This is a genomic window from Streptomyces sp. A012304 (assembly GCF_026008495.1).
In the GTDB taxonomy this organism is placed as follows: Bacteria; Actinomycetota; Actinomycetes; order Streptomycetales; family Streptomycetaceae; genus Streptomyces.
Map to the genome: position 1 here is coordinate 256,562 of NZ_BQUN01000068.1, position 24,669 is coordinate 281,230.

Below are 24,669 nucleotides of genomic sequence, written 5' to 3' on the forward strand. Positions count from 1 at the left end.
GAGACACCGACATGGCCGCCGTGACAACGACCGCGCCGACGACCGCGCCGACCACCGGGGGAAGGGCCCGGCGCCGCTTCTCCCCCGGGCGGGCCGCCGCCTGGACCGCGATGGGCCTGATCGTCCTCATCACCCTGCTGCCGTTCTACTGGATCCTGCGCACCGCGCTCTCCACCAACGCCGGCCTGGGCGCCGACCCCACCGACCCGCTGCCGGTCGACCTCACCACCACCGGCTTCCAGCGGGCCCTCGGCCTCCAGTCGGCGAAGGAGGCGATCGCGCAGGGCGGCGCGGGCGGCGGACTCGACTTCTGGCGCTACCTGCTCAACTCGCTGATCGTCTCCACCCTCGTCACCGGCTGCCAGATCTTCTTCTCCGCGATGGCCGCGTACGCCTTCGCGCGGCTGCGCTGGCGTGGCCGGGACCAGGTGTTCGGGCTGTTCCTGGCCGGGCTGATGGTGCCGACCATCTTCACGCTGCTGCCGAACTTCGTGCTCGTCAAGGAACTCGGCCTGGTCGACACCCTGCTGGGCATCGCGCTGCCCAGCCTCTTCATGACGCCGTTCGCGGTGTTCTTCCTGCGGCAGTTCTTCATGAACGTCCCCCGGGAGGTCGAGGAGGCCGCGCTGCTCGACGGCGCCGGGAAGGTCCGGATCTTCTTCCGGGTGATCCTTCCGATGGCGTCCACACCGATCATCACACTGGGCGTGCTGACGTACATCACCGCCTGGAACGACTACTTCTGGCCGCTGATGGTCTCCTACAGCGACAGCTCCCGAGTGCTGACCGTGGCGCTGGCGGTCTTCCGGTCGCAGACCCCGCAGACCGGCGTCGACTGGTCGGGACTCATGGCGGCGACGCTGATCGCCGCGCTGCCGATGCTGGTGCTCTTCGGCTGCTTCGCCCGCCGCATCGTCAGCTCCATCGGCTTCACCGGGATCAAGTAAAGGGGACCGTGATGCGCATTCGTACGCTGACCGCGCTGACCGGCGCGCTGACGCTGTCCCTGGTGGCCGGCTGCGCGCAGGGCGGCGCCGGGGCATCGTCCGCGAACACCGTGACGTACTGGCTGTGGGACGCCAACCAGCTGCCCGCCTACCAGGCCTGCGCCAAGGGGTTCGAGAAGGAGAACCCCGGACTGAACGTCAAGATCACCCAGCTGGGCTGGAGCGACTACTGGACCAAGCTCACCGCCGGTTTCATCGCGGGCACCCAGCCCGACGTGTTCACCGACCACATCCAGAACTTCGGCCAGTTCGCCGACCTGAAGGTCCTCGAACCGCTCGACGACCTCGGCATCGAGTCGTCCGACTACCAGCCAGGCCTCGCCGACAACTGGATCGGCAAGGACGGCCACCGCTACGGCGCCCCCAAGGACTGGGACACCGTCGCGCTCTTCTACAACGACACGATGGCCAAGGACGCCGGGCTCACCGCCGAGCAGCTGAACGACCTGTCCTGGAACCCGGAGGACGGCGGCACCTTCGAGAAGGCGATCGCGCGCCTCACCGTCGACAACAAGGGCAGGCGGGGCGACGAACCGGGCTTCGACAAGAACAACGTCAAGGTGTACGGGCTGGCCACCAACGGCGGCGGCTTCGGCGACGGCCAGACCCAGTGGAGCACCTTCACCGCCTCCGCCGGCTGGAACTACCTGGACAAGCCGCGCTGGGGCACGAAGTACCAGTACGACAGCAAGGTCTTCCAGTCCGTCGTGAAGTGGTACTTCGGCCTGGCGAAGAAGGGCTACCTGGCCCCCCTGTCCGACTACAACATCCAGTCCAACCAGGCCAATACCCAGGTCGCCGCGGGCAAGGCCGCCGCCGCGTTCGACGGCGCCTGGATGCTCTCCACCTACGCCGGCTTCAAGGGCCGGGACATCAGGACCGCGCTCACCCCGGTCGGCCCCACCGGCAAGCGGGCCACCATGATGAACGGCCTCGCCGACTCCATCACCAAGGCGTCCAGGAACAAGGACGGCGCCCGCAAGTGGGTGGCCTATCTCGCCTCGGACAAGTGCCAGACCGTCGTCGGCCGGTACGCCGTCGTCTTCCCCGCCACCGAGGCCGGCACCCGGGCCGCCGTCGCCGCGTACGAGAAGAAGGGCCTCGACGTGTCGGCGTTCACCGAACCCGTGGCCGACAAGCGCGCCTTCCGGACCTTCTCGTACCCGATCGCCAGCTACTCGGCGGACATGACGGCACTCATGGCGCCCGCCATGGAGGACATCTACGGCGGCGGTGCGCCGGTGAGCAGCCTCGACGAGACCAACGACCAGATCAACCGCATCCTCGCGCAGTGAACTCCCCACCAGTGAAGGGCACGCCTCACATGACGTTCTCTCTCGGCATCGTCGGCGCCGGCCAGTTCTCCGGCCAGTTCGCCACGCTGTTCCAGGCCCACCCCGGCGTCGGCGACGTTCACGTCACCGACCTGCTGCCCGAGCGGGCCGAGCAACTCGTCGCGGCCCAGGGGCTGGCGGGCACCTTCCCGTCGTACGACGCGATGCTCCAGTCGCCGGCCGTCGACGCGGTCGCGATCTTCACCCAGCGCTGGACGCACGGCCCGCTCGTGCTGCGGGCCCTGAACGCCGGCAAGCACGTCTACTCCGCGGTGCCCATGGCGATCACCACCGAGGAGATCGCGGCGATCATCGACGCGGTCAAGGCGACCGGACTGACGTACATGATGGGCGAGACCAGCCAGTACAACCCGGCCACGGTCCACGCCCGGAACCAGATCGCCCAGGGCGCCTTCGGCCGGCTCTTCTACGCCGAGGGCGACTACGTCCACGACATGGACCTCGGGTTCTACGACGCGTACCGCTACAGCGGCGGCGAGAACTGGAAGGCGACCGCCAGCTACCCCCCGCTGCTCTACCCGACGCACTCGGTGGGCGGGGTGCTGGGCGCCTGGCAGACGCACGCCGTCAGCGTCTCGGCGATAGGCGTCGTGGACGACCGGGGCGACGGCGTCTTCGACCGGGAGGTCAGCCAGTTCGGCAACGACGTCTCCAACGCCACCGCGCTGTTCGAGGTGGCGGGCGGCGGATCGTTCCGCACGAACGAGTTCCGGCGGGTCGGCTACCCCTCGCACATCCGGGAGTCCCGTTTCCGCTTCTTCGGCACGGAGGCGAGCATGGAGCAGCTCGCCACGGTGGCCCTGTGGCAGGACAAGAAGGGCGTACAGGACATCAGCGAGCTGCTGGAGCCCAAGCCGACCATGTCCCCCGACGACCCCTCGCTCCAGCACATCGCGCCGGAGCTGCGGGCCGCCTTCACCTCCGGCTCGGCGCCGGTGCACGACCGGTCGCGGCTGCCGCGGGAGTTCGACCACCTGCACAACGGGCACGAGGGCAGCCACCACTTCCTGGTGGACGACTTCGTGACCGCGGTCACCACCCGGAGCCTGCCGACGGTGAACGCGTGGGTCGCGGCCCGCTACACCCTGCCGGGCATCATCGCCCACGAGTCCGCACGGCAGGGCGGAGCACGGCTGGAGATCCCGGACTTCGGGGACGCGCCGGGGACCGTCGAAGCGGGCTAGCGTCCACGCCGCGGCGGCGTCCCTTCAGTGGGCGCGCCGGCCCTCCGCCCAGCGCCGCCGCAGCGCCCGTCCACCCGCCGTCAGACGTGCGGACGGTCCGCCGGGACCCCGCTCACCGCCCCAGGAACACCGGATTCGTGAACGCCGCCAGTGCCCCCGGGAGGGGGCCCGTCGCCACCTCGTGGCGGAGTTCCGCTCGGACGTACGCCGCGTAGGAGGGGGTCGTCCGCCATTCCACGGTGCCGGTGCCGGAGACCGGGAGCGGGGCGGAGGTGTGGAGGACGCCCTGGTCGGTGACGAGGCGGACGGTGCAGCGGGGGGCGCCGGAGACGGTCAGGCGGACGGTGACCGGGGTGTCCGGGGGCACCGGGAGGCGCTCGCCGATGCCGGCCTGTTCGCCCCGGCCGCCCGTGGCCGTGAGGGTCAGGGACAAGGAAGACGACTCGGCCACGTAGGAGCGGCCCGCCCGGATGCCCTCCTGGATCGCCTCGCGGGTCAGGTCGTCGGCCAGGACGACCGTCTGGGGGAGGCCGACCACGTCCGGAGCGCGGTGGGCGTCGCTGTTGCCCATCGCCGGGATCCAGTCCCGCCGGCCCTGACGCACCCCGGCCACGAGCATCGCGTCCCAGTCGGCGAGCGCCACCTCGTCGTCCGGCGTGTAGGGGCCGTTCCAGACCTCCACCGCGTCCGCCTCCCCGAAGCCGAACTTCCAGCCGCAGCCGATGCAGGTGGCGTGCGGGTGGGCCGGGACGACCAGGCCGCCCGCCCGGCGGATCCGGTGGGCGAAACGGCCGAAGCGGTTGTCGCGGGCCCGGTAGCGCCAGTCGACGAAGGTGCCGGGGTCCGTGCCCAGCGCCAGGACGTGGCCGTTGCGTGTCGTGACCTCCTCGCCGAGCAGCACCAGCAGGTCGTCGCCCGCCACGTCCGCCCAGTGGGCGTGCCCCGCGTGCGTGTTGTGCTCCGACGTGTTGATGAAGTCCAGCCCCGCCGCCCGCGCCAGCGCCCCGATCTCGGCGGGCGTGCGGCGGCCGTCCGAGTACCAGGAGTGCAGATGGCAGTCGCCCCGGTACCAGGCCCGGCCCCGGCCCCTCGCCCGCGTGGGCGGGTACTCCGGCGGCACGGCCTCGCCCGGCTCGCCGTAGGTCAGCGTCACGGTGACCTCGTACGACAGTCCCTGCGGCGCCACCGTGTAGGGGCCGAGGGCGATGCGCCAGGTGCCGGGGCGCACGGGACCGGGGACGTACCCGGGCGTCGCCTCGTCCGCGCGGAGGAAGAACTCCGTGCGCGCGCCCCCCGACCAGCCCCGGAAGCCCGCACCGCCCAGCTCGGTGCCGCGTTCGTCGAAGACGCCGATGTCGAGCGCGTTGCCGGGCGTGCCGGCGGGCACGGGCGGGCGGTCGTAGCCGTACGCGACCCTCAGCTCCCGTACCCCGGACGGAACCTCCACCGGCAGGTAGACGAAGTCCGGTGACCCGGGGGGCAGGGTTCCCCGGATCGTCTTCGTCTCCCGGTCCTGACCGGAGGCCGCCGCGAAGCTCACGCCTCCCAACGTAAGCGCGGCGGCGGCCCCCGTCACGAACAGCGCGCGTCTCCCGATACCTGCTTCGTCGCTCACGTCGCCACCCATGCCCGCAACCGTTCCCCTCGGAGGTGAACCTCCAAGGAAGGGAAGGAGAAACCATGGGCGTCGGAGGGTCGGAAGGAAGGGTGATGCTCGCGGTCCCGCCGGGGTGGGCGGTGATGCGCCGGTGGCCGGGGCGCCGCGACCGAGGAGACCTGGGTGGACAGCGGAGGCGCGTTCTGACGGCGCCGCCGCCCCGGATGCCGACCGGTCGGTATGGACAGGGGCCCTTTCTCCCGGTACAGATGACGATGTCAGCCGCGACGAAAGGCCCCGCCATGCGCATCGCCGTCACCGTCTTCCTCACCGACGAGACGATCACCCCGACCCGCCTCGCCCGGGAGCTGGAACAGCGCGGGTTCGCGGGGCTCTACCTGCCCGAGCACACGCACATCCCGCAGGAGCGCACCACGCCCTACCCGGCGGGCGGCGAACTGCCCCGCGAGTACGGCCGTACCCTCGACCCCTTCGTCGCCCTCGGGCAGGCGGCGGCGGTGACGGAGACGCTCGGGCTCGGCACCGGCATCACCCTCGTCGCCCAGCACGACCCGATCGACCTCGCCAAGCAGATCGCGACCCTCGACCACCTCTCCGGCGGCCGGTTCACGCTCGGCCTCGGCTACGGCTGGAACGTCGAGGAGGCCGCCGACCACGGCGTCGCCTGGCGGACCCGCCGGGAACTCGTCAGAGACCGCATGGGCCTCATGCGCGCCCTCTGGAGCGACGAACCCACCCCCTACGACGGCCCGTTCGCGAGTGTCCGGGCCAGCCACGCCCACCCCAAGCCGGTGCAGAAGCCGCGCGGGCCGGTCGTCGGCCCCCGCACCCTGATCGGCGGGGCGGCCGGCCCCAAGCTGTTCGCCCACATCTGCGAGTACGCCGACGGCTGGCTGCCGATCGGCGGGCGCGGTCTGTCGGAGTCCCTGCCGGTGCTGCGGGCGGCGTGGGCCGACGCGGGCCGTGAGCCGGAGGCCCTCCAGGTCGTCCCGTACGCGGTCCACCCGAGCCCCGGCAAGCTCGCGCACTACGCGGACCTCGGCATCGAGGAGGTCGTCGTGCAGCTGCCGCCGGAGGGGGAGGCGGGAATCCTGCGGGCGCTGGACGCGTACGCGTCATACGTCTGACCGGCCGGCCGCGCATCTGGTCCGTCCGCCGCGGCGACCGGTCGTCTAGTCGTCCCCGGCGACGCCCTTCCCCGACGGTCCGAAGTCGTCCGGCGTCAGATTCTCGCCGGCCAGTCCGAGGTCGCCCTTCTTCCAGCCGGGGTCCACGGCGCAGGACGTGGAGGCGTCGCCGCTGAAGTAGTCGCGGTCCGCGTACCACTGGAAGGACACCCGCTCCTCGCCGTCCGAGCGGGAGGCGAACAGGGACCAGTAGTCCCCGGAGACGTTCTCCCGGTAGGAGCTGATCTCCCAGCCGGTCTTCTTGAGGTGGTCGTGCAGCCGGCGCAGGGCGGGGACCGCCTGTTCGGCGGGGACGTCGTCGAGCGCCCACTCGTGACTCATGCGGTAGGCGCCGTCGACGGTCTCGTCGGTCATGCCGCCCCGGTAGCAGTAGCCCGAGCTGAGCGTGTTCTCGGTGGAGACGCCCAGCTCCTCGACACCCGGCGGGATGGTGCGCGTGAACCCCAGCACGTCGTACGCCTCCCGGGAGCGGTCGACGGCGCGGGCCGCCATCTCCTCGGGGGCGACGCGCGGGAAGTCCGACGCGTCCTTCGTCACCACGGCGAGCCAGACGAGGAAGGCGATCACGAGGAGCAGCGGTACGGCGACGAGCACGGCGCAGCCGATGCCGACGGCCCGCGCGACGGAGCGGCGGGCGGGGGCGGGGGCGATGGTGATCTCCTCGGGCATGGCTGGACCGTAGACCGGCCGAGGCGCCCGGCGTATCGGTACGGCCGCGCACCGGCATGGGTACGCGTACTCAGGTTCCGCACGGCCGCCGACCGCGCCCCGCGCCCGGAAACCGTGATCGTATGCTCGGAGGATGACGACCTCCGAGACCTCCGGAACCGGCCCCGCCGACCGCCCCGGCGGCACCGGCCCGACCGAGAACTCCCTGCGTCGCGCCCTCAAACGCGCCCGGGACGGTGTCGCCCTCGACGTCGGGGAGGCGGCGGTCCTGCTCCAGGCGCGCGGCGATGCCCTGGACGACCTCGTCGCGTCCGCCGGACGGGTGCGGGACGCGGGCCTGGAGACGGCCGGCCGGCCCGGTGTCATCACGTACTCGAAGAGTGTTTTCATCCCCCTGACCCGGTTGTGCCGGGACAAGTGCCACTACTGCACGTTCGTCACCGTCCCCGGCAAGCTCAGGCGCGCCGGGCACGGCATGTTCATGTCCCCGGACGAGGTCCTGGACATCGCCCGCAAGGGCGCGGCCCTCGGCTGCAAGGAAGCCCTCATCACCCTCGGCGACAAGCCCGAGGACCGCTGGCCGGAGGCGCGCGAGTGGCTCGACGCGCACGGCTACGACGACACCATCGCCTACGTCCGCGCCGTCTCCGTGCTGATCCTGGAGGAGACGGGCCTGCTGCCCCACCTCAACCCGGGCGTCATGTCCTGGACCGACTTCCAGCGCCTCAAGCCCGTGGCCCCGTCGATGGGCATGATGCTGGAGACCACCGCCACCCGCCTGTGGTCCGAGCCCGGCGGCCCCCACCACGGCTCCCCGGACAAGGAGCCCGCCGTCCGCCTGCGGGTGCTGGAGGACGCGGGCCGTTCGTCGGTCCCCTTCACCTCCGGGATCCTCATCGGGATCGGCGAGACGTACGAGGAGCGCGCGGAGTCGCTGTTCGCGCTGCGGAAGGTCTCCCGCGCCTACCACGGCATCCAGGAGCTGATCATCCAGAACTTCCGCGCCAAGCCCGACACGGCGATGCGCGGCATGCCCGACGCCGAACTCGACGAACTGGTCGCCGCGGTGGCCGTCGCCCGGCACATCATGGGCCCGTCCGCCTGCATCCAGGCCCCGCCGAACCTCGTCGACAGCGAGTACGAGCGGCTGATCGCGGCCGGCGTCGACGACTGGGGCGGTGTCTCCCCGCTCACCATCGACCACGTCAACCCCGAGCGCCCCTGGCCGCAGATCGAGGAACTCGCCGCCCGCTCCCGGGCCGCCGGCTTCGAGCTGCGCGAACGGCTCTGCGTCTACCCGGAGTTCGTCACCCGCGGCGAACCCTGGCTGGACCCGCGGCTGCTGCCGCACGTGCGCGCGCTGGCCGACCCGGCGACCGGCCTGGCCCGCCCCGAGGCCCTCCCGCAGGGGCTGCCGTGGCAGGAGCCGGACGAGGTGTTCGAGGCGTCCGGCCGCACCGACCTGCACCGCGCCATCGACACCGACGGCCGCACCACCGACCGCCGTGACGACTTCGACGAGGTGTACGGCGACTGGGGCGCCCTGCGCGAGGCCGCCGCCCCCGGCATGGCACCGCAGCGCATCGACACCGACGTACGCCAGGCCCTCGCCACGGCCGCCGACGACCCGACGAAACTGACCGACGACGAGGCCCTCGCCCTGCTGCACGCGGACGGCCCGGCCCTGGACGCCCTGTGCCGGGTGGCCGACGACGTGCGCAGGTCGGCGGTCGGCGACGACGTCACCTACATCGTCACCCGCAACATCAACTTCACCAACGTCTGCTACACCGGCTGCCGTTTCTGCGCCTTCGCGCAGCGCCGCACCGACGCCGACGCCTACACCCTCTCCCTGGAGCAGGTGGCGGACCGCGCCCAGCAGGCCTGGGAGGTCGGCGCGGTGGAGGTCTGCATGCAGGGCGGCATCCACCCCGACCTGCCCGGCACGGCGTACTTCGACATCGCGCGGGCGGTGAAGGAGCGCGTCCCCGGCATGCATGTGCACGCCTTCTCCCCGATGGAGGTCGTCAACGGCGCCACCCGCACCGGCCTGTCCCTCCGCGAGTGGCTGACGGCGGCGAAGGAAGCCGGCCTCGACAGCATCCCCGGCACGGCCGCGGAGATCCTCGACGACGAGGTCCGCTGGGTCCTGACCAAGGGCAAACTGCCGACGGCCACCTGGATCGAGGTGATCACCACCGCCCACGAGGTGGGCATCCGCTCGACGTCGACCATGATGTACGGCCATGTGGACCAGCCCCGTCACTGGCTCGGCCACCTGCGCACCCTGGCCCGGATCCAGCAACGCACGGGCGGCTTCACCGAGTTCGTCACCCTGCCGTTCATCCACACCAACGCGCCGGTCTACCTCGCGGGCATCGCCCGCCCCGGCCCCACGACCAGGGACAACCGGGCGGTCACCGCGATGGCCCGGCTCCTGCTCCACCCGTACATCCCCAACATCCAGACCAGCTGGGTGAAGCTGGGCACCGAGGGCGCGGCGGAGATGCTCCGCTCGGGCGCCAACGACCTCGGCGGCACGCTGATGGAGGAGACCATCTCCCGGATGGCGGGCTCCTCCTACGGCTCCTACAAGTCGGTGCGGGACCTGATCGCCGTGGCCGACGCGGCGGGCCGCCCGGCCCGGCCCCGCACCACCTTCTACGGCGAGGTCCCCGAGGAACGGCGGCGCGCGGCCGCCGCCTCCGACGGCCACCTGCCGGAGCTGCTGCCGGTGCTGGACTGAGGGACCGGACGGGCCCGATCAACGGGCGCCCCACAGTACGATGATCGAACCCCCCGGAGCAGCGGGGCCCCGTACCTGAGGAGATGCGTGCCCGTGCCAGCCCGACGGCTGCCCTCGTGGGCCTGGGTCACCGGCCTGACGGCCGGCGCGATCGTCGCGGTCGCCGCGCTGACGGTGCAGGCCGAGAAGGGCCCGCACCCGACGGCGTCGGCGGCCCGGCCGTCCGCGTCGCCGTCCGCGGGCAAGCCCTCGGCCTCCGCCGCCCCGTCGACGCCGCCGAAGGCGCCGGCCGTCCCGGAGGCCTCCGGCACCGGCCGCCGGATCGTGTACTCGCTGGGGCAGGACCGGGTCTGGCTGGTGGACGCGGACGACGCGGCCCGCCGCACCTTCACCGTCTGGCCGGGCACGGTCGACCCCGACCCCGGCACCTACACCGTGTCGGTGCGCAAGGACGCCCTCACCGGCTCGGACGGCGTCGCGATCGAGCACGTCGTCTACTTCACCGTGAAGTCGGGCGTCAACATCGCCTTCTCCAACGCGGTCGACGGCTCGTCCCCGCCGCCCGCCGCCTCCGGCGCACAGACCGGCGGCATCCGCATGGCGAAGGCCGACGGGTCCGCGCTGTGGGCGTTCGGGGCGACGGAGACACGCGTACGGGTCGTCGAGTAGCTCTTGTCGAGGCCGGTCAGTCGGTGGTCGTCCGGCCGAACGGCAGGTACTGCACGATCAGCACGACCCCGCTGAGCAGGAACACCCGCAGCGCCGCGTCCAGCCCGTTCCAGTCCGACGACTGCCACATCGCGAACCACTCGCCGCCGATCGCGATGAACCCGCCGCCGAAGAGCAGCATCAGCATCAGCAGCCCGTACGTGGACACCCGCCGCGCGCGGGCCTCGTCGCGCCGGGCCCAGAACCACGTACCGGCGATCAGCACGACCGCGGCGACGGTCTCCCACGCGATGATCGCGACGTACGCGGCGTCCTGGAGCCACGTGCTGGTGATCGCCCGCCACATCAGGTCGTCGTCCTTGAAGGTGGTGTCCATGGCGAGGACGTGTCTCACGAACTGCTGGTTGGTCCCGAAGTCGGTGATGTTGCCCAGGGCGACCAGGGCGGTGTAGAGGGCGACGACGCCGGTGAGCAGCGTCGCGGTGAGGGTGAGGGCACGGGTGGTACCCGTGGTGGAGGTGATCTGCCTGGTGTCAGGGGTAGTCATGGGGAAAATGTGCCCACAGTGATGATCGACTCCCGTACACATCTCGCCAGAATGCGATGCGCACGGCTCCTCCACCAGACCCGCACCTCAGTGCCCCCGCGCCGGCCCGGCACACAGCAGGCACACCGGGCATAGCGCCCCGCCCGGCCCCCGGCCTGGCCCGTTCGCCCCTCAACGCCGCGTCCCCGTTCGATTACAGTGGCGAACCGTCGTACGTGCGGACGGGGCCCGGGGAGGACTTGGTGGGTGCGACAGCCGGGGCCGTCTGGGGCCGTGCCGAACAGCAGGACTTCCGCAGCCGGGTGCGGGGCACGCTGCTGGGCGCCGCCGTCGGTGACGCGCTCGGGGCGCCCGTGGACGGGCTCGGGCTGGAGGAGATCCGGCAGGGCCACGGCCCCGAGGGTCTGGTCGACCTCGCCCCCGCCTACGGCCGGCGCGGCGCCGTCACCCACCTCACCCAGCTGAGCCTGTTCACCGTGGACGGCCTGATCCGCGCCCAGGTGCGCCGGGACACCGGGGCCTGGCATCCGCCGACGGATCTGCACCGGGCGTATCTGAGATGGGCGGCCACCCAGCGCGACTGGGGCCCCGACCTGCGCCGCAAGGACGACGGCTGGCTGGCCCGCGAGGAGTGGCTGTACGCCCGCCGCGACCCCACCCGGGCCCTGCTGATGGGGCTCGGCGACGACATCATGGGCACCCTGGAGAAGCCCAAGAACCCCGCCGCGACCGGCCCCGAGGCCACCGCCCGCTCCGCGCCGTTCGGGCTGCTCGTCGGCTGGGAGCCGCAGCTCGTCGCCCAGCTGGCCGTCGAGTGCGCCGCCCAGACCCACGGTCGTCCGACGGCGTATCTGGCGGCGGGCGCGTACGCGGTCACCGTGCACGCGCTGGCCCGCGGCGACAGCCTGGACGGCGCGGTGCAGCAGGCGCTGGCCCTGATGGCCGCGCGGCCGGGGCACGAGCCGGTGTCGGAGGCGTTGCAGCGGGCGCTGGGCGCCGTACGGCAGGGCCTGCCCGGGCCGGCGCGGGTGGAGGAACTGGCGGGGGCGGGGACGGCGGAGGGGGTGCTGTCCGCCGCGGTGTACTGCGCGCTGGTCGCCGAGGACGTCCGCCACGGTCTGCGCCTCGCGGTGAACCACGGCGCCCCCTCGGCCCCCACCGGCGCCCTGACCGGCGGGCTGCTCGGCGCCCTGCACGGCGAGACGGCCCTCCCGCCGGCCTGGCTGGCCGAGCTGGAGGGCCGCCCCACGATCCTGGAACTGGCCGACGACTTCGCGATGGAGATGACCCAGGGACCGGCCCTGCACGGCCCCGCCGGGGCTTCGCCGGGATGGCTGAGCCGTTACCCACGGGGCGGGGCCGACTGAGGGGCCCACTGGTATCGCCGGGTCTCGCCGTCGAGTGCCCGTCGGGCTGTCTCGGGCGGCCCCCGTCGTCAGACCCCCGACGGGCTCGTCGGCTGCCCCCCGACCGTGTCCCTGGGCTCCGGTACGGCCGCCGCCCCCGTGGAGTCCCCGTCGCCGTCCGAGTTGATCTTGTCGATGATCGCGAGCCGCTCGGGGGTGTCCTCCGGCTTGAGGAAGCCGATCAGGATGTACAGCACCAGCGACACCGCCAGCGGCACGGACACCTGGTACTGCAACGGCACCCCGCCGTCGACGTTCCAGTTGATCGGGTAGTTGACCAGCCAGAAGGCGAGCAGGCCCATGGACCAGCTGACCAGGGCGGCGGTCGGTCCTGAGCGGCGGAAGGGCCGCAGCAGGCCGAGCATCATCGGGATGGCCATCGGACCCATCAGACCGGCCACCCACTTGATCACGACGGTGATGATGTCCTTGAAGGTGGGGGAGTTGACCTGGGTCGCCGCCGCCATGGACAGGCCGAGGAAGACGACGGTCGCGATACGGGCGACCCGCAGCCCCTGGCCCTGGCTCCAGGCCCTCGCCCTGGGCCAGATCACCGGCGCGCAGTCCCGGGTGAAGACGGCGGCGATGGCGTTGGCGTCGGAGGAGCACATGGCCATCGTGTGGGAGAAGAAGCCGACGATGACCAGGCCCAGCAGACCGTGCGGCAGGAGCTGTTCGGTCATCAGCGCGTAGGAGTCGGAGCCGTCCGGCTTCTGCGAGTCCACCAGCAGCGGCGACATCCACATCGGGAAGAACAGCACGAGCGGCCACACCAGCCACAGCACCGCCGACAGCCGCGCCGACCGCTCGGCCTCCTTGGGGTTGGGCGTGGCCATGTACCGCTGGGCCTGGTTGAGCATGCCGCCGTTGTACTCGAACAGCTTGATGAAGAGGAACGCCAGCAGGAACACCACGCCGTAGTCGGCGACCAGCGGCTTCTCGTGGCCGTTCAGCGCCGGTTCGTCCCAGGCGCTCACCGGCCCGAGGCCCTTGTCGTCGAGTTCCATCAGGACGGCGACGAACATCGCGACGCCCGCGAGGAGTTGGATGACGAACTGGCCCAGCTCGGTCAGCGCGTCCGCCCACAGGCCGCCGATCGTGCAGTAGACGGCGGTGATCGTGCCGGTGATGAGGATGCCCTGGTTCAGCGAGATGCCGGTGAACACGGACAACAGGGTCGCGATGGCGGCCCACTTGGCGCCCACGTCGACGATCTTCAGCAGCATCCCGGACCAGGCCAGCGCCTGCTGTGTCTTCAGGTCGTACCGGTTCTTCAGGTACTCCAGCGGGGAAGCGACATGGAGACGTGAGCGGAGCCGGTTGATGCGGGGCGCGAACAGCTTGGAGCCGATGCCGATGCCGATCGCGATCGGGAAGGACCAGGTGATGAAGGAGGTGACGCCGTAGGTGTAGGCGATGCCGGCGTACCCGGTGAACATGACGGCGCTGTAGCCCGACATGTGGTGCGAGATGCCGGACAGCCACCAGGGCATCTTGCCGCCCGCGGTGAAGAAGTCGCTGACGTTGTCGACCCGTTTGTGGGACCAGACACCGATGGCGACCATCACGCCGAAGTAGCCGATGAGCACGGCCCAGTCGAGACCGTTCATGTGCCCCCTTCCAGGGTTCGCCGCCAGGGTCAGGCATGTGAACTCTGAGATGGGTGGCATGGCCACGGCAAGGAAGCGTAAGGTCAAGAGCCAGTAAAAATGTTCTCCGTGATGACTTGGATTTACATATCTGAACCCGCGCCCGGAGCGGAAATTGGCCGGAAAAAGCCGGTCATCGCATCAGCTCCCCGGCGTTGACCAGCAGCGACTGACCGGTGATCGCCCGCGCCCGGTCCGAGGCGAGAAACGCCACCGCATCGGCCACGTCCCCGTCCGTGGCCAGCTCCGGCAGCGCCATCCGCTCCGCCAGCCGGCCGAGCACGACCTCCTCCGCCACCCCCTCCGTGGCGGCCGTGAACCGGACGTACGCCCGCACCGGCGGCCCCCACATCCACCCCGGCAGCACGGTGTTCACCCGGATCCGGTACGGCCCCAGCTCCCGCGCCAGCGAGTACATCGCACTGGTCAGCGCCCCCTTCGAGGCCGCGTACGCCGCCTGTCGCACCTGCGAGGGCGCCGCCACCGCCGACTGCGTCCCGATGAACACCACGGACCCGCCCCGCGCCTTCAGCCCCTCCAGACAGGCCCGCGTCATCCGCAGCGACCCCAGCAGGTTCACGTCGAGCACCGACCGCCAGGTCGCGAAGTCCGCGTCCTGGAGCCCTCCGAAGTACGAGTCCCAGGCCGCGACATGCACCACGGCGTCGATCCCTCCGAACCGCTCCCGCGCCAGCCCCGCCAGCGCCGCGCACTGCCCCTCGTCGGTGATGTCCGTCGCCCGGAACGCCGTGTGCGCCCCGTCCGGATCGATCTCCGCCGCGCTCTTGGCGAGACGCGCCTCGGTCCGCGCCCCCAGCACCGCGTTCCCGCCGTCCCGGACGACGGCCGCGGCGACCCGGTGCCCGAGCCCGGCCCCGACCCCCGAGACGACGACGGTCTTGCCGGTGAGCAGCGACATCGGGGCCTCCTGGCTCTGGCGCATCATCTGACGGAGCGTCAGAGTATGGGCGACCGCAGGAGGACGGAAGGGAAAGCGCATGAGCGAGGAGACCCGCAGCGACACCTACGCCGAACTGGCCGCCGTCGGCCCCTACGGGGTCCGCCCGGGCCACGCCCTGATCACCCTGGTCGAACCCCACCCGGGCCACGAGTACGCCTACAACCGCTGGTACGAGGACGACCACTACTACGCCGGCGCGATGGCCATGCCCTGGATGTACGCCGGCCGCCGCTGGGTGGCGACCAGGGATCTGCAACTGCTGCGCCGCCCCGAGAAGTCGGCCGTCGCCCAGCCCGTCACCACCGGCTGCTACCTCTCCACCTACTGGATCACCGACGGCCGCTACGACGACCACATGCGCTGGACGGTCGCCATCAACAAGCGCCTCAACCACGACGCCCGCGTCTACCGCGACCGCACCCATGTCTTCACGGCGTTCCAGGACCACGAGACGACCGTCTACCGCGACGGCGCGGCCGGCCCCCGCGACTTCCACGCCCTGGACCACCCCTACGCGGGCCTGGTCCTCCAGGTCGTCGACGCGGAGTCCCCGCGGCAGCGCGCCGACCTCCTGAGGTGGCTGACCACCCGCCACCTCCCGCGCCGCCTCGCCGCCTCCCCGGCCGCGATGGTCACCGTCTTCCGCCCGACCCCCCTCCCCGGCGACCGCATGACCTACGTCAAGCAGGTCGAGGCCGTCGACACCCGCCTGACCCTCCTGTGGTTCCTGGAGACCGACCCCCGGGACGCCTGGGACCGGCACTTCACCGGCCTGGAGGAGGCGGTGGGGGAGTCGGGGCTGGGAAGGGTGGAGCTGCTGGCACCGTTCATCCCGACGGTGCCGGGCACCGACCGGTACGTCGACCGGCTCAGGTGACCGGCTCAGGTGGTCACTTCAGCTCGTCCGGGCACGGCGTGCCTCGGGACCACTGATAGGGCGCCGCCAGCCGATACGTCCCCGCCTTCGGCGCCACCAGCATCGTCCACTGGTCGCCCTCCGCGTCCTTCTCCGTCTCGAACAGGCAGCCGTCGACGTTGTCGTACGTCTTCGGCTCGCCCTCGGCACGCTCCTTGGACGACTCCGTCTCCCGCGGCGGCTCCAACGCCTTGCCGTCCGCGTCGACCAGGCTCAGCCACGGCGAGTACGGGATACGGATGAGGATCCGCCCCGCCTTCCTCACATCGATGGTCATCTCCCCCTGCGCCGCCCGCTGCACGACCGCGTTCGGCTCGGCGAGCGGCGCGGGGTCGGTGACCCGGAACAGCTGCCAGTTGGCGTCGCCCCAGATCTGCTTCAGATACGGCAGCCCCCGCTGTACCAGCTCCCGCTCCCGCTGCGCGCCCTCCCCGTCCGGTTCGTCCTTGGGCACGACCACGAAGTGCACGGCCCACCGCTGGAGCCACTCGCGGTAGTTCGCGGAGTTGAGCGTGTCGTCGTAGAAGAGCGGGTTGCGCCCCATGTCGGCCTGCCGGTTCCAGCCGCGCGCCAGATTGACGTACGGCGCGAGCGCGGAGGCCTCGCGGTGCGAGCGGGCCGGGACGACCTCCACCCGGCCCTTCTCCGCGCCGACCTCCTGCAACTCGTTGACCAGCGGCGCCAGCTCACGCGCCCAGGACGCGGCGGGTGTCGTGCGCACGATGTCGTCGACGGACTTGTAGCCGATCCAGCCGACGAACGTCGCGGACGCCAGGACGATCACGTACCACTTGCGGCTGCGCGGCACCGCGAACGGCAGCGCCGCCATCAGCACCACACCCGCGAACAGCATCGACAGCCGCGTGATGTTGGAGCCGATCTGCGAGTTGATGACCCACACCAGCAGCACGGCGAGCCCGTACACCGCCGCCGTGATCCGTACCGTCTTCCAGTCGCGCGGCACCACGAAGTACACGAGGACCGAGAACAGCAGCGGCATCGACGCCGAGCCGAACGACATCGGCTGGGTGCCGGAGAAGGGGAACAGCCAGGCCGAGACCGCGACGACGGCGCTCGGCGCGAGCCCCAGCGCCCAGGCGCCCGGCCGCCGCTTCTGCAGGAACAGCGCCACGGCCACCAGACCGACGAACAGGCCCGCCACCGGCGACCCCATCGTGGCGAGCGCGGCGAGCGGCGCCGCGCACAGCGCCTTCGCCCACCGCTTGTAACGCCAGCGGTGCGGCCAGCAGAAGACGACGGCGACCGCCCCGAGGGCGAACATGTTGCCCAGCCCGAACGTCACCCGCCCCGAGGCCGCGTTGCACAGCAGCGCGAAGACCCCCGCCAGCGCCGGCCACACCGGGTTCCGCACCGGCCGGCAGCGCAGCAGGATCAGCGTCAGCAGCCCCGCCGACAGCGTCCCGGCGATCATCATCGTCGTCCGCACCCCGAGCACGGACATCAGATACGGCGACACCACGCTGTACGACACCGGGTGCATCCCGCCGTACCAGGCGAGGTTGTACGCCGAGTCGGGGTGCCGGCCGACGAACTCGGCCCACGCGTCCTGCGCCGCCAGGTCCCCACCGCTGTTCGCGAACGTGAAGAACCAGACGAGGTGCAGAACGCCGGACAGGGCCGTCATGGTCAGCACGAGGTGCCGTCGCAGCCATCCGCCGACCTGGCCGGCGGCGATTCTCACTCGGGAGGTCGCGGGGGGCGGTCCCGGCATGCCGGGGTCGGGCTCCGGGTCACCGGCGGGCGGTGCGGGCAGCTCTGCCCGCGGGCCGGTGTCCGGGCCCGGACCGGTGTCGTCGGCGCGTGTCGGCTCCGCAGTGGCCACCTGAAGGCACTCCCCGTGTCCCGTCTTTTGTTCTCGGCCGCGTCCCGTTCGCGCCCGCTTCACGGCCGCGTCGCCGCGACCGCCGACCTGTCCCGTTTCGCGACGCTAGCACGCACCCCGCCGAGCGGCTGCCCGGCGGGGTGCGGTAGGAGGCGTCCAGGGCGCGCGGCTCAGCCGATGCGCGTCAGCTTGTCCGAGAAGCCCGGCTCGACGAGGTCCGCCTGGAGGGCGACCGGCACCTTCACCGCTCCGCCGGAGCCGTCGCCGACCGTGAGCGTGCCCACCTGGGTGCCGGCCTTCGCGGTGTGCGGTACCTCACCGGAGGCGAACGACAGCTTCGTCGTCAGCCCGGCCCAGCCGACCCTGGTGACGTCCTCGGTGACGACGACGGGGGTGCGGCCGCCGAGACCGTCGTCCACATACCCGACCACGTCGCCCTTCTTCAGGGTCTTCGCCGAGATCAGCGCGTTCTGGGCGGCGGTCAGGGCCGTCCGGCTGACCCGGTTGACCGTCTTGAGGATGGTCGGCTTGTGCTGGCCGAGGATCGCGCCGACGATCGTGACCGTCTCACCGCCCACCTCCTTGCGGGAGGCGAAGAGCAGGTTGCCGCCGGCCGCGGTGGTGGAGCCGGTCTTGATGCCGATCGCGCCCATGAGGAAGGGCAGCTCGTTGTAGTTCGAGAAGTAGGTGCCGGAGGGGTCCGTCCAGCTGGCCGCGCTGGTGATCGCCACGAGGGCGGGGTTCTTCACGACCGCGTTGCCGAGCTTCACCTGGTCCTCGGCCGTGGAGACGGTGGTCTCCTTCAGCCCGGAGGGGTCGGTGTACGTCGTCGCCGTCATCCCGAGCTCCTTGGCGGCCGCGTTCATCTTCTTGACGAACGCCGCCTCCGAGCCCGCGTCCCAGCGGGCCAGCAGCCGGGCGATGTTGTTCGCGGACGGGATCATGACGGCCGACAGGGCCTGCTTCAGCGAGAGCTTGTCGCCGGCCTTGACGCTGTTCAGGGTGGACTCGCCGGCCTTGTAGTAGCCGCCCTCCGTCTCGGCGGTGGCGTCGACGGTGATGTTCGGCCCCTCCTCGCCCGGCTTCAGCGGGTGGCTCTTGAGGACGACGTACGCGGTCATCGTCTTGGCCACCGAGCCGATGGCGACGGGCGTCTGCTTGCCGAAGGTGTCCATCGTGCCGATGCCGTCGACGTCCATCCAGCCCTGGCCCTCGTCGGGCCACGGCAGCGAGAGCTTGCTGCCCGCGAAGGTGTACGAGTCCTTCGCGGTGAGCGTCAGCTCGGGCGCCGGCAGCGGCCGAACGGCCTGCACGACCGCAAAGACGATCACCAGCAGGAGCACCAGCGGCGTCCAGATCTTGACCCGCCGGGCCAGCGTCCGCATCGGGGTCGGCGGAGGCGGCGGGGTGTTCGTCAGCTCGGCCAGCAGGTCCAGCGGAGGCTTCGGCGGCAGCGGCTGCTGCGTCGTGCGCTCCGGACCGATCTGCGGGACGACGGCGGTGGCGTCGGCGGCGGGCCTCACCGTGTCGGGCTTCGCGGGTTCCGAAGGCTTCGGCTTGCGGGTCGAGGGGTCGTCAAGGGGCTTCAGCGCGACGAACTTGCTGGTTCGCTCGCTGGTCCGCTCGGCCTCGGCGGCCGACTCGGGCTCGTCGCCCTCCGGCTCGGGCTTGCGCTCGGCCTCGGGCTCGGGCTTCGTCTCGGGCTTGGCCTCGGCCTCGGGCTCGGGTTTGGCTTCGGGCTTCGTCTCAGGCTTCGTCTCGGGCTTCGCCTTGTCGCCGCCCAGCTTCAGCATGGTGGTCGGCTGGTCGACGGCCGGCTTGTCGGGCCGTACGGCCTTGAAGACGGCGGTGGGCTGGTCGACCGGGGCGTCGGCCGTGTCGGACTCGTCGGCGTCCTCGGCCTTGTCGCTGTCGTCGCCCTTGTCCTTCTTGTCGGCCTTGGGCGCGCTCTCCTCGGCGTCGTCGGCGTCGTCGGCGTCGTCGGCGTTCTCGGCGTCCTGGTCGTCCGAGTCGTCGGTGTCGTCGGCGTCGTCGGTGTTCGCCGTGGCCCACTTCGGCGCGCGCTTGGAGGCGGGCTTGGCCTCGGACTTGGCGTCGTCCTCGGCCTCGGTCTCCGTCCCGTCCTCCGTCCCGGCCTCGGCCTCCGGCTCGTCGGAGCTGTCGGCGTCGTCGGAGCTGTCGGCGCGGTCCGCGTCCTTCGCGTCGCCCTTCGCGTCCTTCGCGTCGCTCTTCTCGTCCGCGGAGACGACCCACTGCGCCACGGCGGCCCGCAGCCGCTCGTCACCGCCCTCGGCGGCGTCCTGGGGCTCCTCGGCGGCCTCCTCGGCCTCCTGGGCGCCCTCGGCCGCGTCGGCCTCCTCGGCCGCTTCCGCTTCCCGGGTCGTCCCGGTCTCGTCGGCGGAGTCCTCGGCGTCCGTCTCGGTCTTCAGTTCCCGCACCGAGAAGACCCGGGTCGCCGTATCCACCCCACCCCGTGTCTCCGAGACCCGCGGATCCCGTGCCTCGGGAACCGTGCCCGCGCTCCCCGACGTCGGTTCTGCCGACGACTCGCGCTGCTTCGACCTGTCGGGGGACTCGCCCGCCACCGATGCCTCCTCCATGTGCCGCACGCCCACCGCGCGCTGTCGAACCATGAACCGCCGCCCGGGACACCGCCTTCGGCGCTGTCCGAACCATGTACCAGTGTCCTGTGTAGAGGGCTTGGCTCCTGCGGTAGACGAGAACGACATACCTACTGGTTCCACTACGAACCGGTCACGCACCCTCGACAGATGAATGTGAGAGGGGTCACCCTGTCATTCATCCACGCGGGGAGGCATGGATGGGCAGGAGCCGCAGAACACTTCCGGAGGAGCTTCTGCTGCTGGCATTGGACCCGACCACGGGTACCACTGCGCAGCCGCAGTCGCTCGACCTTGGTCTGGCCGGAGCACAGCTAGTGGAGCTGGCGCTGGCCGGACGGATAGCCCCAGACGGGGATCGTATCGCCGTGGTGTCCCCACGGCCGACTGGAGATCCGACTCTGGACTGCGCGTTGGAGTTGCTGCGAAGGCGTGGCGCTCCCGTACGGGCCGTCCATTGGATCGGCGGGCCGCGTCTCGGGCTCCGCCAGACCTACCTCTCGCATCTGGAGCGGTGCGGCATGGTGCATGCCGTGGCGGGCCAGATGTGCGGAGTGCTGCCGACGACGCGCTACCAGGCGACGGACACGGCGATCAGCCGGGAGATCAGGGCCCGGCTGGACTCCGCGATCCGTACCGGTGTGCCGCCGGACCCGCGGACCGCGGCGCTCGCCGCGCTCGCGCACGCGGTCGGCCTCGGCAAACACCTGTACCCGGGCAACGAAGGGCGCTCGTCGCGTTCCCGGTTGCGGGATCTGATCCGGCACGACCCCATGGGCGGACTCGTCGCGCACGCCGTGATGGACGTCCAGAACGGTGCGGTGGCCCAGCCGCGCCGCAGCCCGGCCCAGGCCACCGGCCGTCAGGCCGGACCGGGCACCAGGCCGGCCGTTCCGGAACCCGCCCGTGGTGTTCCGGCGCAGCCGCGCCGCGGTTCCATGGCGCGCGTCGTGGCCCACTGAGCCGCGGTCCCGCGACGCGCCCGGACGACGGGGACGGCCGTACGGCCGGTGCGACCCGTACGGCAGGACGACCCGCACGACCCGAACCACGCGCTTGTCCCGTAAGGCCCGCAGGACCCGTAAGGCCCGTAGGAGACCGCAGGACCCCTGTAAGATCCTGTAAGACCCCGTGAACCCGTTCGGGAGCCGCCGCGGCCCGCGCGGGGCGGTGATGCCGCAAGTCCCCGTGACGCACGGCCCCATCGCCCCGCGCGGACGCATGTCATGGGGTACTTCTGTTCGGGGGGCACGCCCGTACTGGCGTGTGCAAGCCGCATATCCACCGTTTTCCAGCGGTAGAAAGCACCTTGGTGGCAGTCTGCTCAACAGCAGATACGCAAAGTGTTAGTTACAGGCATGCAGCCGGAGGTGCACGTCCCGTGGCGTCCAATGTCAATCCCACCGTCCGGCGACGCCGGCTGGGTCAGGAGTTGCGCAAACTTCGCGAGGACAAGGGGATGACGGCCGAACAGGTCGCCGACCGTCTGCTCGTGTCCCAGTCGAAGATCAGCCGCCTGGAGAACGGCCGCCGCAGCATCAGCCAGCGCGACGTCCGCGACCTGTGCGGAGTCTACGAGGTCGAGGATCCGCGGATCGTCGAATCGCTGATGCAGATGGCCAAGGACTCCCGCCAGCAGGGCTGGTGGCACGCGTTCGGGGACATTCCTTACAGCGTGTACATCGGCCTGGAGACCGACGCGGAGTCGCTGCGGGTGTACGAACCCCAGATCATCACCGGCCTGTTGCAGACCCGCGCCTACGCGGAGGCCATCATCAGGGGAAGTTCGCCGGAGACCTCGGACGCGGAGATCGACAAGCGCGCCCAGGTCCGGATGCGTCGGCAGGATCGTATCGCCGCCGAGCGGGACCCGCTGCGGCTGTGGGTGGTCCTGGACGAGTCGTCGTTGCGCCGGGTGGTGGGAAGCCCTCAGCTGATGCGCGAACAGCTGGAGCACGTGGCCGAGCTGTCCCAGCGGCCGCACATCACCGTGCAGGTGCTGCCGTTCGACGTGGGCGCGCATCCCGGCCTCAACGGTCAGTACTCGATCCTGGAGTTCTCCGACGCGGCCGACTCCAGCGTGGTGTACATCGAGGGCGTGACCAGCGACCTCTATCTGGAGAAGGCGCACGACGTGCAGAAGTACTCGGTGATGTACGAGCACCTGCGGGCCCAGGCCCTGAACGTGGACCAGTCCCGCCAGCTCATCGAGGACGTGGCGAAGGAGTACGCCCGAGGGGCGGTGCGCTGAATTTTCCGGGGAGGGGGACGCATGGTACACCCCGCACCGGTCTTGCTGGAAGTATCCCTTGGCATATGTCATCCAGAAGAGTGAACGACTGCTCCGAAAGGGGAAAGGGGCCGGTAGCGTCGATCACGCCAACGATCAACAGCGGTTGGCGGAATCCGAACTGCGCAACTGGCCAACGGAGCAAACATGGCAATCCTTCTGGGCGCCACCGAAACGTGGACCACGTCCTCCTACACCAACGCCAACGGCGCCTGCGTGATGGTCAGGTCGACCGTCGAGGAAGCGCTGGAGCTCGGCGACACCAAGATCCCCGAGGGGCCGAAGCTGGCCTTCCCCGCCGACGCGTGGACCGCCTTCGTGGCGTCGGTGAAGAAGTAGGGCGAGGAACCTTCTGAGCGACGCCCCGGTTCCGGACCGAGAACCGCACCACCCACCGACGGAGCCCTCTCGACAAGATCGCCGTCCTTGCCGAGGGGGCTCGGCTCATGCCCGGCGCCGGTCGGCTACCGCACCGGGAACGCCACGTCGCACACCGCGTCCTGCGGCCCCGCCGCGTCCCAGTCGGCGAAGTAGATCTCGCGGCAGGGACCGGCGTACCGCAGGCCCTCCCGTTTCATCCACGCCTCCACCGCCTCGTACGCGGCGAGGATCTGAGGGTGCGCCACCTGAGCCTTCGTGATCCGCGTGTACGCCAGCCGGTGGGCCGGCTCCACCCGCGCCCCGGTCTGCCGCTCCCGCCCCCGCGCCGCCGCCCAGGCCCGCGCCGCGGCCTCGTCGGCGACCGGCACGCACGCCTCGACCGGCCCGTCGCTCTCCGGGGACACGTCGGCGTGGTACACGACGAACGGCGCCCCGGCGATGCCCCCGCACCGGGTGGCCGCCGCCTCCTCCAGCCGCCCCAGCGAGGCGGGGATCCACACGGGCAGCTCGTCCACCAGGACGTGCCGGCTCTCGGTGACGACCACCTGCTCGGGCACATCGACCGTTTCGATCTCGAACTTCTCGTACATCTCGGAGTTCCTCCCCGACAGTCGGGCACGGAGGTACTCGGCGAGCGTGCGCTGGGCGGCGAACCGGGCCTCGGCATCGGCCCAGTAGGCGGCGAGCCGGTCACCCGCGGCGACCCCGTCGGCCGTGTCGACGACCCCGACCACCTCCGCGATCCGCGCGAGGGGCATGTCGAGCTGCCGCAGCATCGCCACGAGCCGGGCGAGGTCCACCTGGCCGGCACGGTAGTAGCGATAGCCGCTCGCCTCGTCGACGTGCGCCGGGGCGAGCAGGCCCAGCCGGTCGTAGAGCCGCAGGGCCTTGGCCGACAGGCGGGCCCGGGCGGCGAACGCGCCGATGGTGAGCAGTTCGTCGTCGTCCCGTACGTCCACCACGTCATCCTCCGTCACCGGGCGGTCGTTTCCGCCCGGTGACGAGGAGACTCGGGCTTGCCCCAGGGGCAAGGTCAACCCGGGTTCAGCCGAGCTGGGCCTCGATCGCGGCGACGACGTCGGCGGCCTCCGGCTCGGTCTGCGGCGAGAACCGCGCGACGACGGTCCCGTCCCGCCCGACGAGGAACTTCTCGAAGTTCCAGCGGATGTCCCCGGTGTGCCCCTCACCGTCGGCGAAGCCGACGAGCCGCTCGTACAGCGGGTGCCGCGCCTCCCCGTTCACCTCGACCTTCTCGGTGAGCGGGAAGGTCACGCCGTACGTCGCCGAGCAGAACTCCGCGATCTCCTCGGCGGTGCCGGGCTCCTGCCCGAGGAACTGGTTGCAGGGCACACCGAGGACGGTGAACCCCTTCTCGGCGTACCGCTCCTGCAACCGCTCCAGCCCCGAGTACTGCGGGGTCAGCCCGCACTTGGAGGCCACGTTCACGATGAGCACGACCTTCCCGTCGTACTGCGACAGTCCCGCGGATCCGCCCTGGAGGGCCCCGATCTCAACACCAAGCGGAGAAGCACCAGCATCAGTAGTCATACCTGCGACCTTATCCGCCGCTCCCCGCTCGCCACCCACGGGCACGCGTGCCGCCTGGGGCGCCGGGGCGCT

General features: G+C 71.3%; 20 protein-coding genes. 11 read left to right on the forward strand and 9 right to left on the reverse strand.

The window, feature by feature from the left end; translation table 11 throughout:
* Nucleotides 1-11: 11 nt before the first annotated feature.
* Genes ALMP_RS16320 through ALMP_RS16330 form a run of 3 tightly spaced genes read left to right on the forward strand, consistent with a single transcriptional unit; the run spans nt 12 to nt 3,546 of the window.
* On the forward strand, nt 12-947 hold the full coding sequence (locus tag ALMP_RS16320) for a carbohydrate ABC transporter permease (RefSeq protein ID WP_264928618.1): 936 nt from the start codon (nt 12-14) through the stop codon (nt 945-947).
* A gap of 11 nt (nt 948-958) precedes the next feature.
* On the forward strand, nt 959-2,302 hold the full coding sequence (locus ALMP_RS16325; protein WP_264928620.1) for a sugar ABC transporter substrate-binding protein: 1,344 nt from the start codon (nt 959-961) through the stop codon (nt 2,300-2,302).
* Between the two features lie 29 nt (nt 2,303-2,331).
* Entirely contained in the window at nt 2,332-3,546 is a 1,215-nt protein-coding gene (locus tag ALMP_RS16330) for a Gfo/Idh/MocA family protein (protein WP_264928621.1), read from the forward strand.
* Nucleotides 3,547-3,658: 112 nt separating this feature from the next.
* Here ALMP_RS16330 and ALMP_RS16335 read toward each other — a convergent pair whose 3' ends face one another.
* Nucleotides 3,659-5,173: a CehA/McbA family metallohydrolase gene (locus tag ALMP_RS16335; protein WP_264928622.1), complete on the reverse strand. Its 1,515-nt coding sequence runs from the start codon at nt 5,171-5,173 to the stop codon at nt 3,659-3,661.
* Nucleotides 5,174-5,445: 272 nt separating this feature from the next.
* On the opposite strand from ALMP_RS16335, the gene ALMP_RS16340 reads away from it, so the two are divergent.
* Nucleotides 5,446-6,291, forward strand: a complete 846-nt coding sequence (locus ALMP_RS16340; RefSeq protein ID WP_264928623.1) for an LLM class F420-dependent oxidoreductase — start codon at nt 5,446-5,448, stop codon at nt 6,289-6,291.
* Nucleotides 6,292-6,336: 45 nt separating this feature from the next.
* Here the strand turns inward: ALMP_RS16340 and ALMP_RS16345 are convergent, their stop codons facing one another.
* Nucleotides 6,337-7,020, reverse strand: a complete 684-nt coding sequence (locus ALMP_RS16345; protein ID WP_264928625.1) for a hypothetical protein — start codon at nt 7,018-7,020, stop codon at nt 6,337-6,339.
* A gap of 133 nt (nt 7,021-7,153) precedes the next feature.
* On the opposite strand from ALMP_RS16345, the gene ALMP_RS16350 reads away from it, so the two are divergent.
* Nucleotides 7,154-9,766: a bifunctional FO biosynthesis protein CofGH gene (locus ALMP_RS16350; RefSeq protein ID WP_264928627.1), complete on the forward strand. Its 2,613-nt coding sequence runs from the start codon at nt 7,154-7,156 to the stop codon at nt 9,764-9,766.
* An 87-nt stretch (nt 9,767-9,853) separates the two neighbouring features.
* Nucleotides 9,854-10,435: a hypothetical protein gene (locus tag ALMP_RS16355; RefSeq protein ID WP_264928629.1), complete on the forward strand. Its 582-nt coding sequence runs from the start codon at nt 9,854-9,856 to the stop codon at nt 10,433-10,435.
* Between the two features lie 16 nt (nt 10,436-10,451).
* On the opposite strand, the gene ALMP_RS16360 is transcribed toward ALMP_RS16355, so the two are convergent.
* Nucleotides 10,452-10,982: a DUF2165 domain-containing protein gene (locus tag ALMP_RS16360; RefSeq protein WP_264928631.1), complete on the reverse strand. Its 531-nt coding sequence runs from the start codon at nt 10,980-10,982 to the stop codon at nt 10,452-10,454.
* A gap of 242 nt (nt 10,983-11,224) precedes the next feature.
* Here ALMP_RS16360 and ALMP_RS16365 point away from each other — a divergent pair, with 242 nt between their 5' ends.
* Nucleotides 11,225-12,349 (forward strand): ADP-ribosylglycohydrolase family protein, encoded by a 1,125-nt coding sequence (locus ALMP_RS16365; protein ID WP_264928633.1) that lies wholly within the window; start codon nt 11,225-11,227, stop codon nt 12,347-12,349.
* Between the two features lie 68 nt (nt 12,350-12,417).
* Here the strand turns inward: ALMP_RS16365 and ALMP_RS16370 are convergent, their stop codons facing one another.
* Together ALMP_RS16370 and ALMP_RS16375 are read right to left on the reverse strand one after the other, a co-directional pair.
* Nucleotides 12,418-13,998: a sodium:solute symporter family protein gene (locus ALMP_RS16370; RefSeq protein WP_264928635.1), complete on the reverse strand. Its 1,581-nt coding sequence runs from the start codon at nt 13,996-13,998 to the stop codon at nt 12,418-12,420.
* A gap of 172 nt (nt 13,999-14,170) precedes the next feature.
* Nucleotides 14,171-14,956 (reverse strand): SDR family oxidoreductase, encoded by a 786-nt coding sequence (locus ALMP_RS16375; protein ID WP_264928662.1) that lies wholly within the window; start codon nt 14,954-14,956, stop codon nt 14,171-14,173.
* A gap of 79 nt (nt 14,957-15,035) precedes the next feature.
* Here ALMP_RS16375 and ALMP_RS16380 point away from each other — a divergent pair, with 79 nt between their 5' ends.
* On the forward strand, nt 15,036-15,875 hold the full coding sequence (locus ALMP_RS16380; RefSeq protein ID WP_264928637.1) for a hypothetical protein: 840 nt from the start codon (nt 15,036-15,038) through the stop codon (nt 15,873-15,875).
* Between the two features lie 13 nt (nt 15,876-15,888).
* Here ALMP_RS16380 and ALMP_RS16385 read toward each other — a convergent pair whose 3' ends face one another.
* Nucleotides 15,889-17,757: an MFS transporter gene (locus ALMP_RS16385; protein ID WP_264928639.1), complete on the reverse strand. Its 1,869-nt coding sequence runs from the start codon at nt 17,755-17,757 to the stop codon at nt 15,889-15,891.
* A 170-nt stretch (nt 17,758-17,927) separates the two neighbouring features.
* A complete protein-coding gene (locus ALMP_RS16390; RefSeq protein WP_375803492.1) occupies nt 17,928-20,222 on the reverse strand; it encodes a D-alanyl-D-alanine carboxypeptidase in 2,295 nt (764 codons plus the stop codon).
* A gap of 356 nt (nt 20,223-20,578) precedes the next feature.
* On the opposite strand from ALMP_RS16390, the gene ALMP_RS16395 reads away from it, so the two are divergent.
* The 3 genes from ALMP_RS16395 (at nt 20,579) to ALMP_RS16405 (ending at nt 23,007) form a co-directional block, all read left to right on the forward strand.
* Nucleotides 20,579-21,340 carry a GPP34 family phosphoprotein gene (locus ALMP_RS16395; protein WP_264928641.1) on the forward strand — a complete coding sequence of 254 codons (762 nt, stop codon included), beginning with the start codon at nt 20,579-20,581 and terminating at the stop codon, nt 21,338-21,340.
* Between the two features lie 419 nt (nt 21,341-21,759).
* Nucleotides 21,760-22,629 carry a helix-turn-helix transcriptional regulator gene (locus ALMP_RS16400; protein ID WP_264928643.1) on the forward strand — a complete coding sequence of 290 codons (870 nt, stop codon included), beginning with the start codon at nt 21,760-21,762 and terminating at the stop codon, nt 22,627-22,629.
* A gap of 186 nt (nt 22,630-22,815) precedes the next feature.
* Nucleotides 22,816-23,007 (forward strand): DUF397 domain-containing protein, encoded by a 192-nt coding sequence (locus tag ALMP_RS16405; RefSeq protein WP_264928645.1) that lies wholly within the window; start codon nt 22,816-22,818, stop codon nt 23,005-23,007.
* A 125-nt stretch (nt 23,008-23,132) separates the two neighbouring features.
* Here ALMP_RS16405 and ALMP_RS16410 read toward each other — a convergent pair whose 3' ends face one another.
* Both ALMP_RS16410 and ALMP_RS16415 read right to left on the reverse strand, forming a co-directional pair.
* Nucleotides 23,133-24,026 carry a MerR family transcriptional regulator gene (locus ALMP_RS16410; protein WP_264928647.1) on the reverse strand — a complete coding sequence of 298 codons (894 nt, stop codon included), beginning with the start codon at nt 24,024-24,026 and terminating at the stop codon, nt 23,133-23,135.
* 67 nt (nt 24,027-24,093) lie between these two features.
* Nucleotides 24,094-24,597, reverse strand: coding sequence for a glutathione peroxidase (locus ALMP_RS16415; RefSeq protein ID WP_264928649.1), 504 nt, complete (start codon nt 24,595-24,597; stop codon nt 24,094-24,096).
* Between the last annotated feature and the right edge of the window lie 72 nt (nt 24,598-24,669).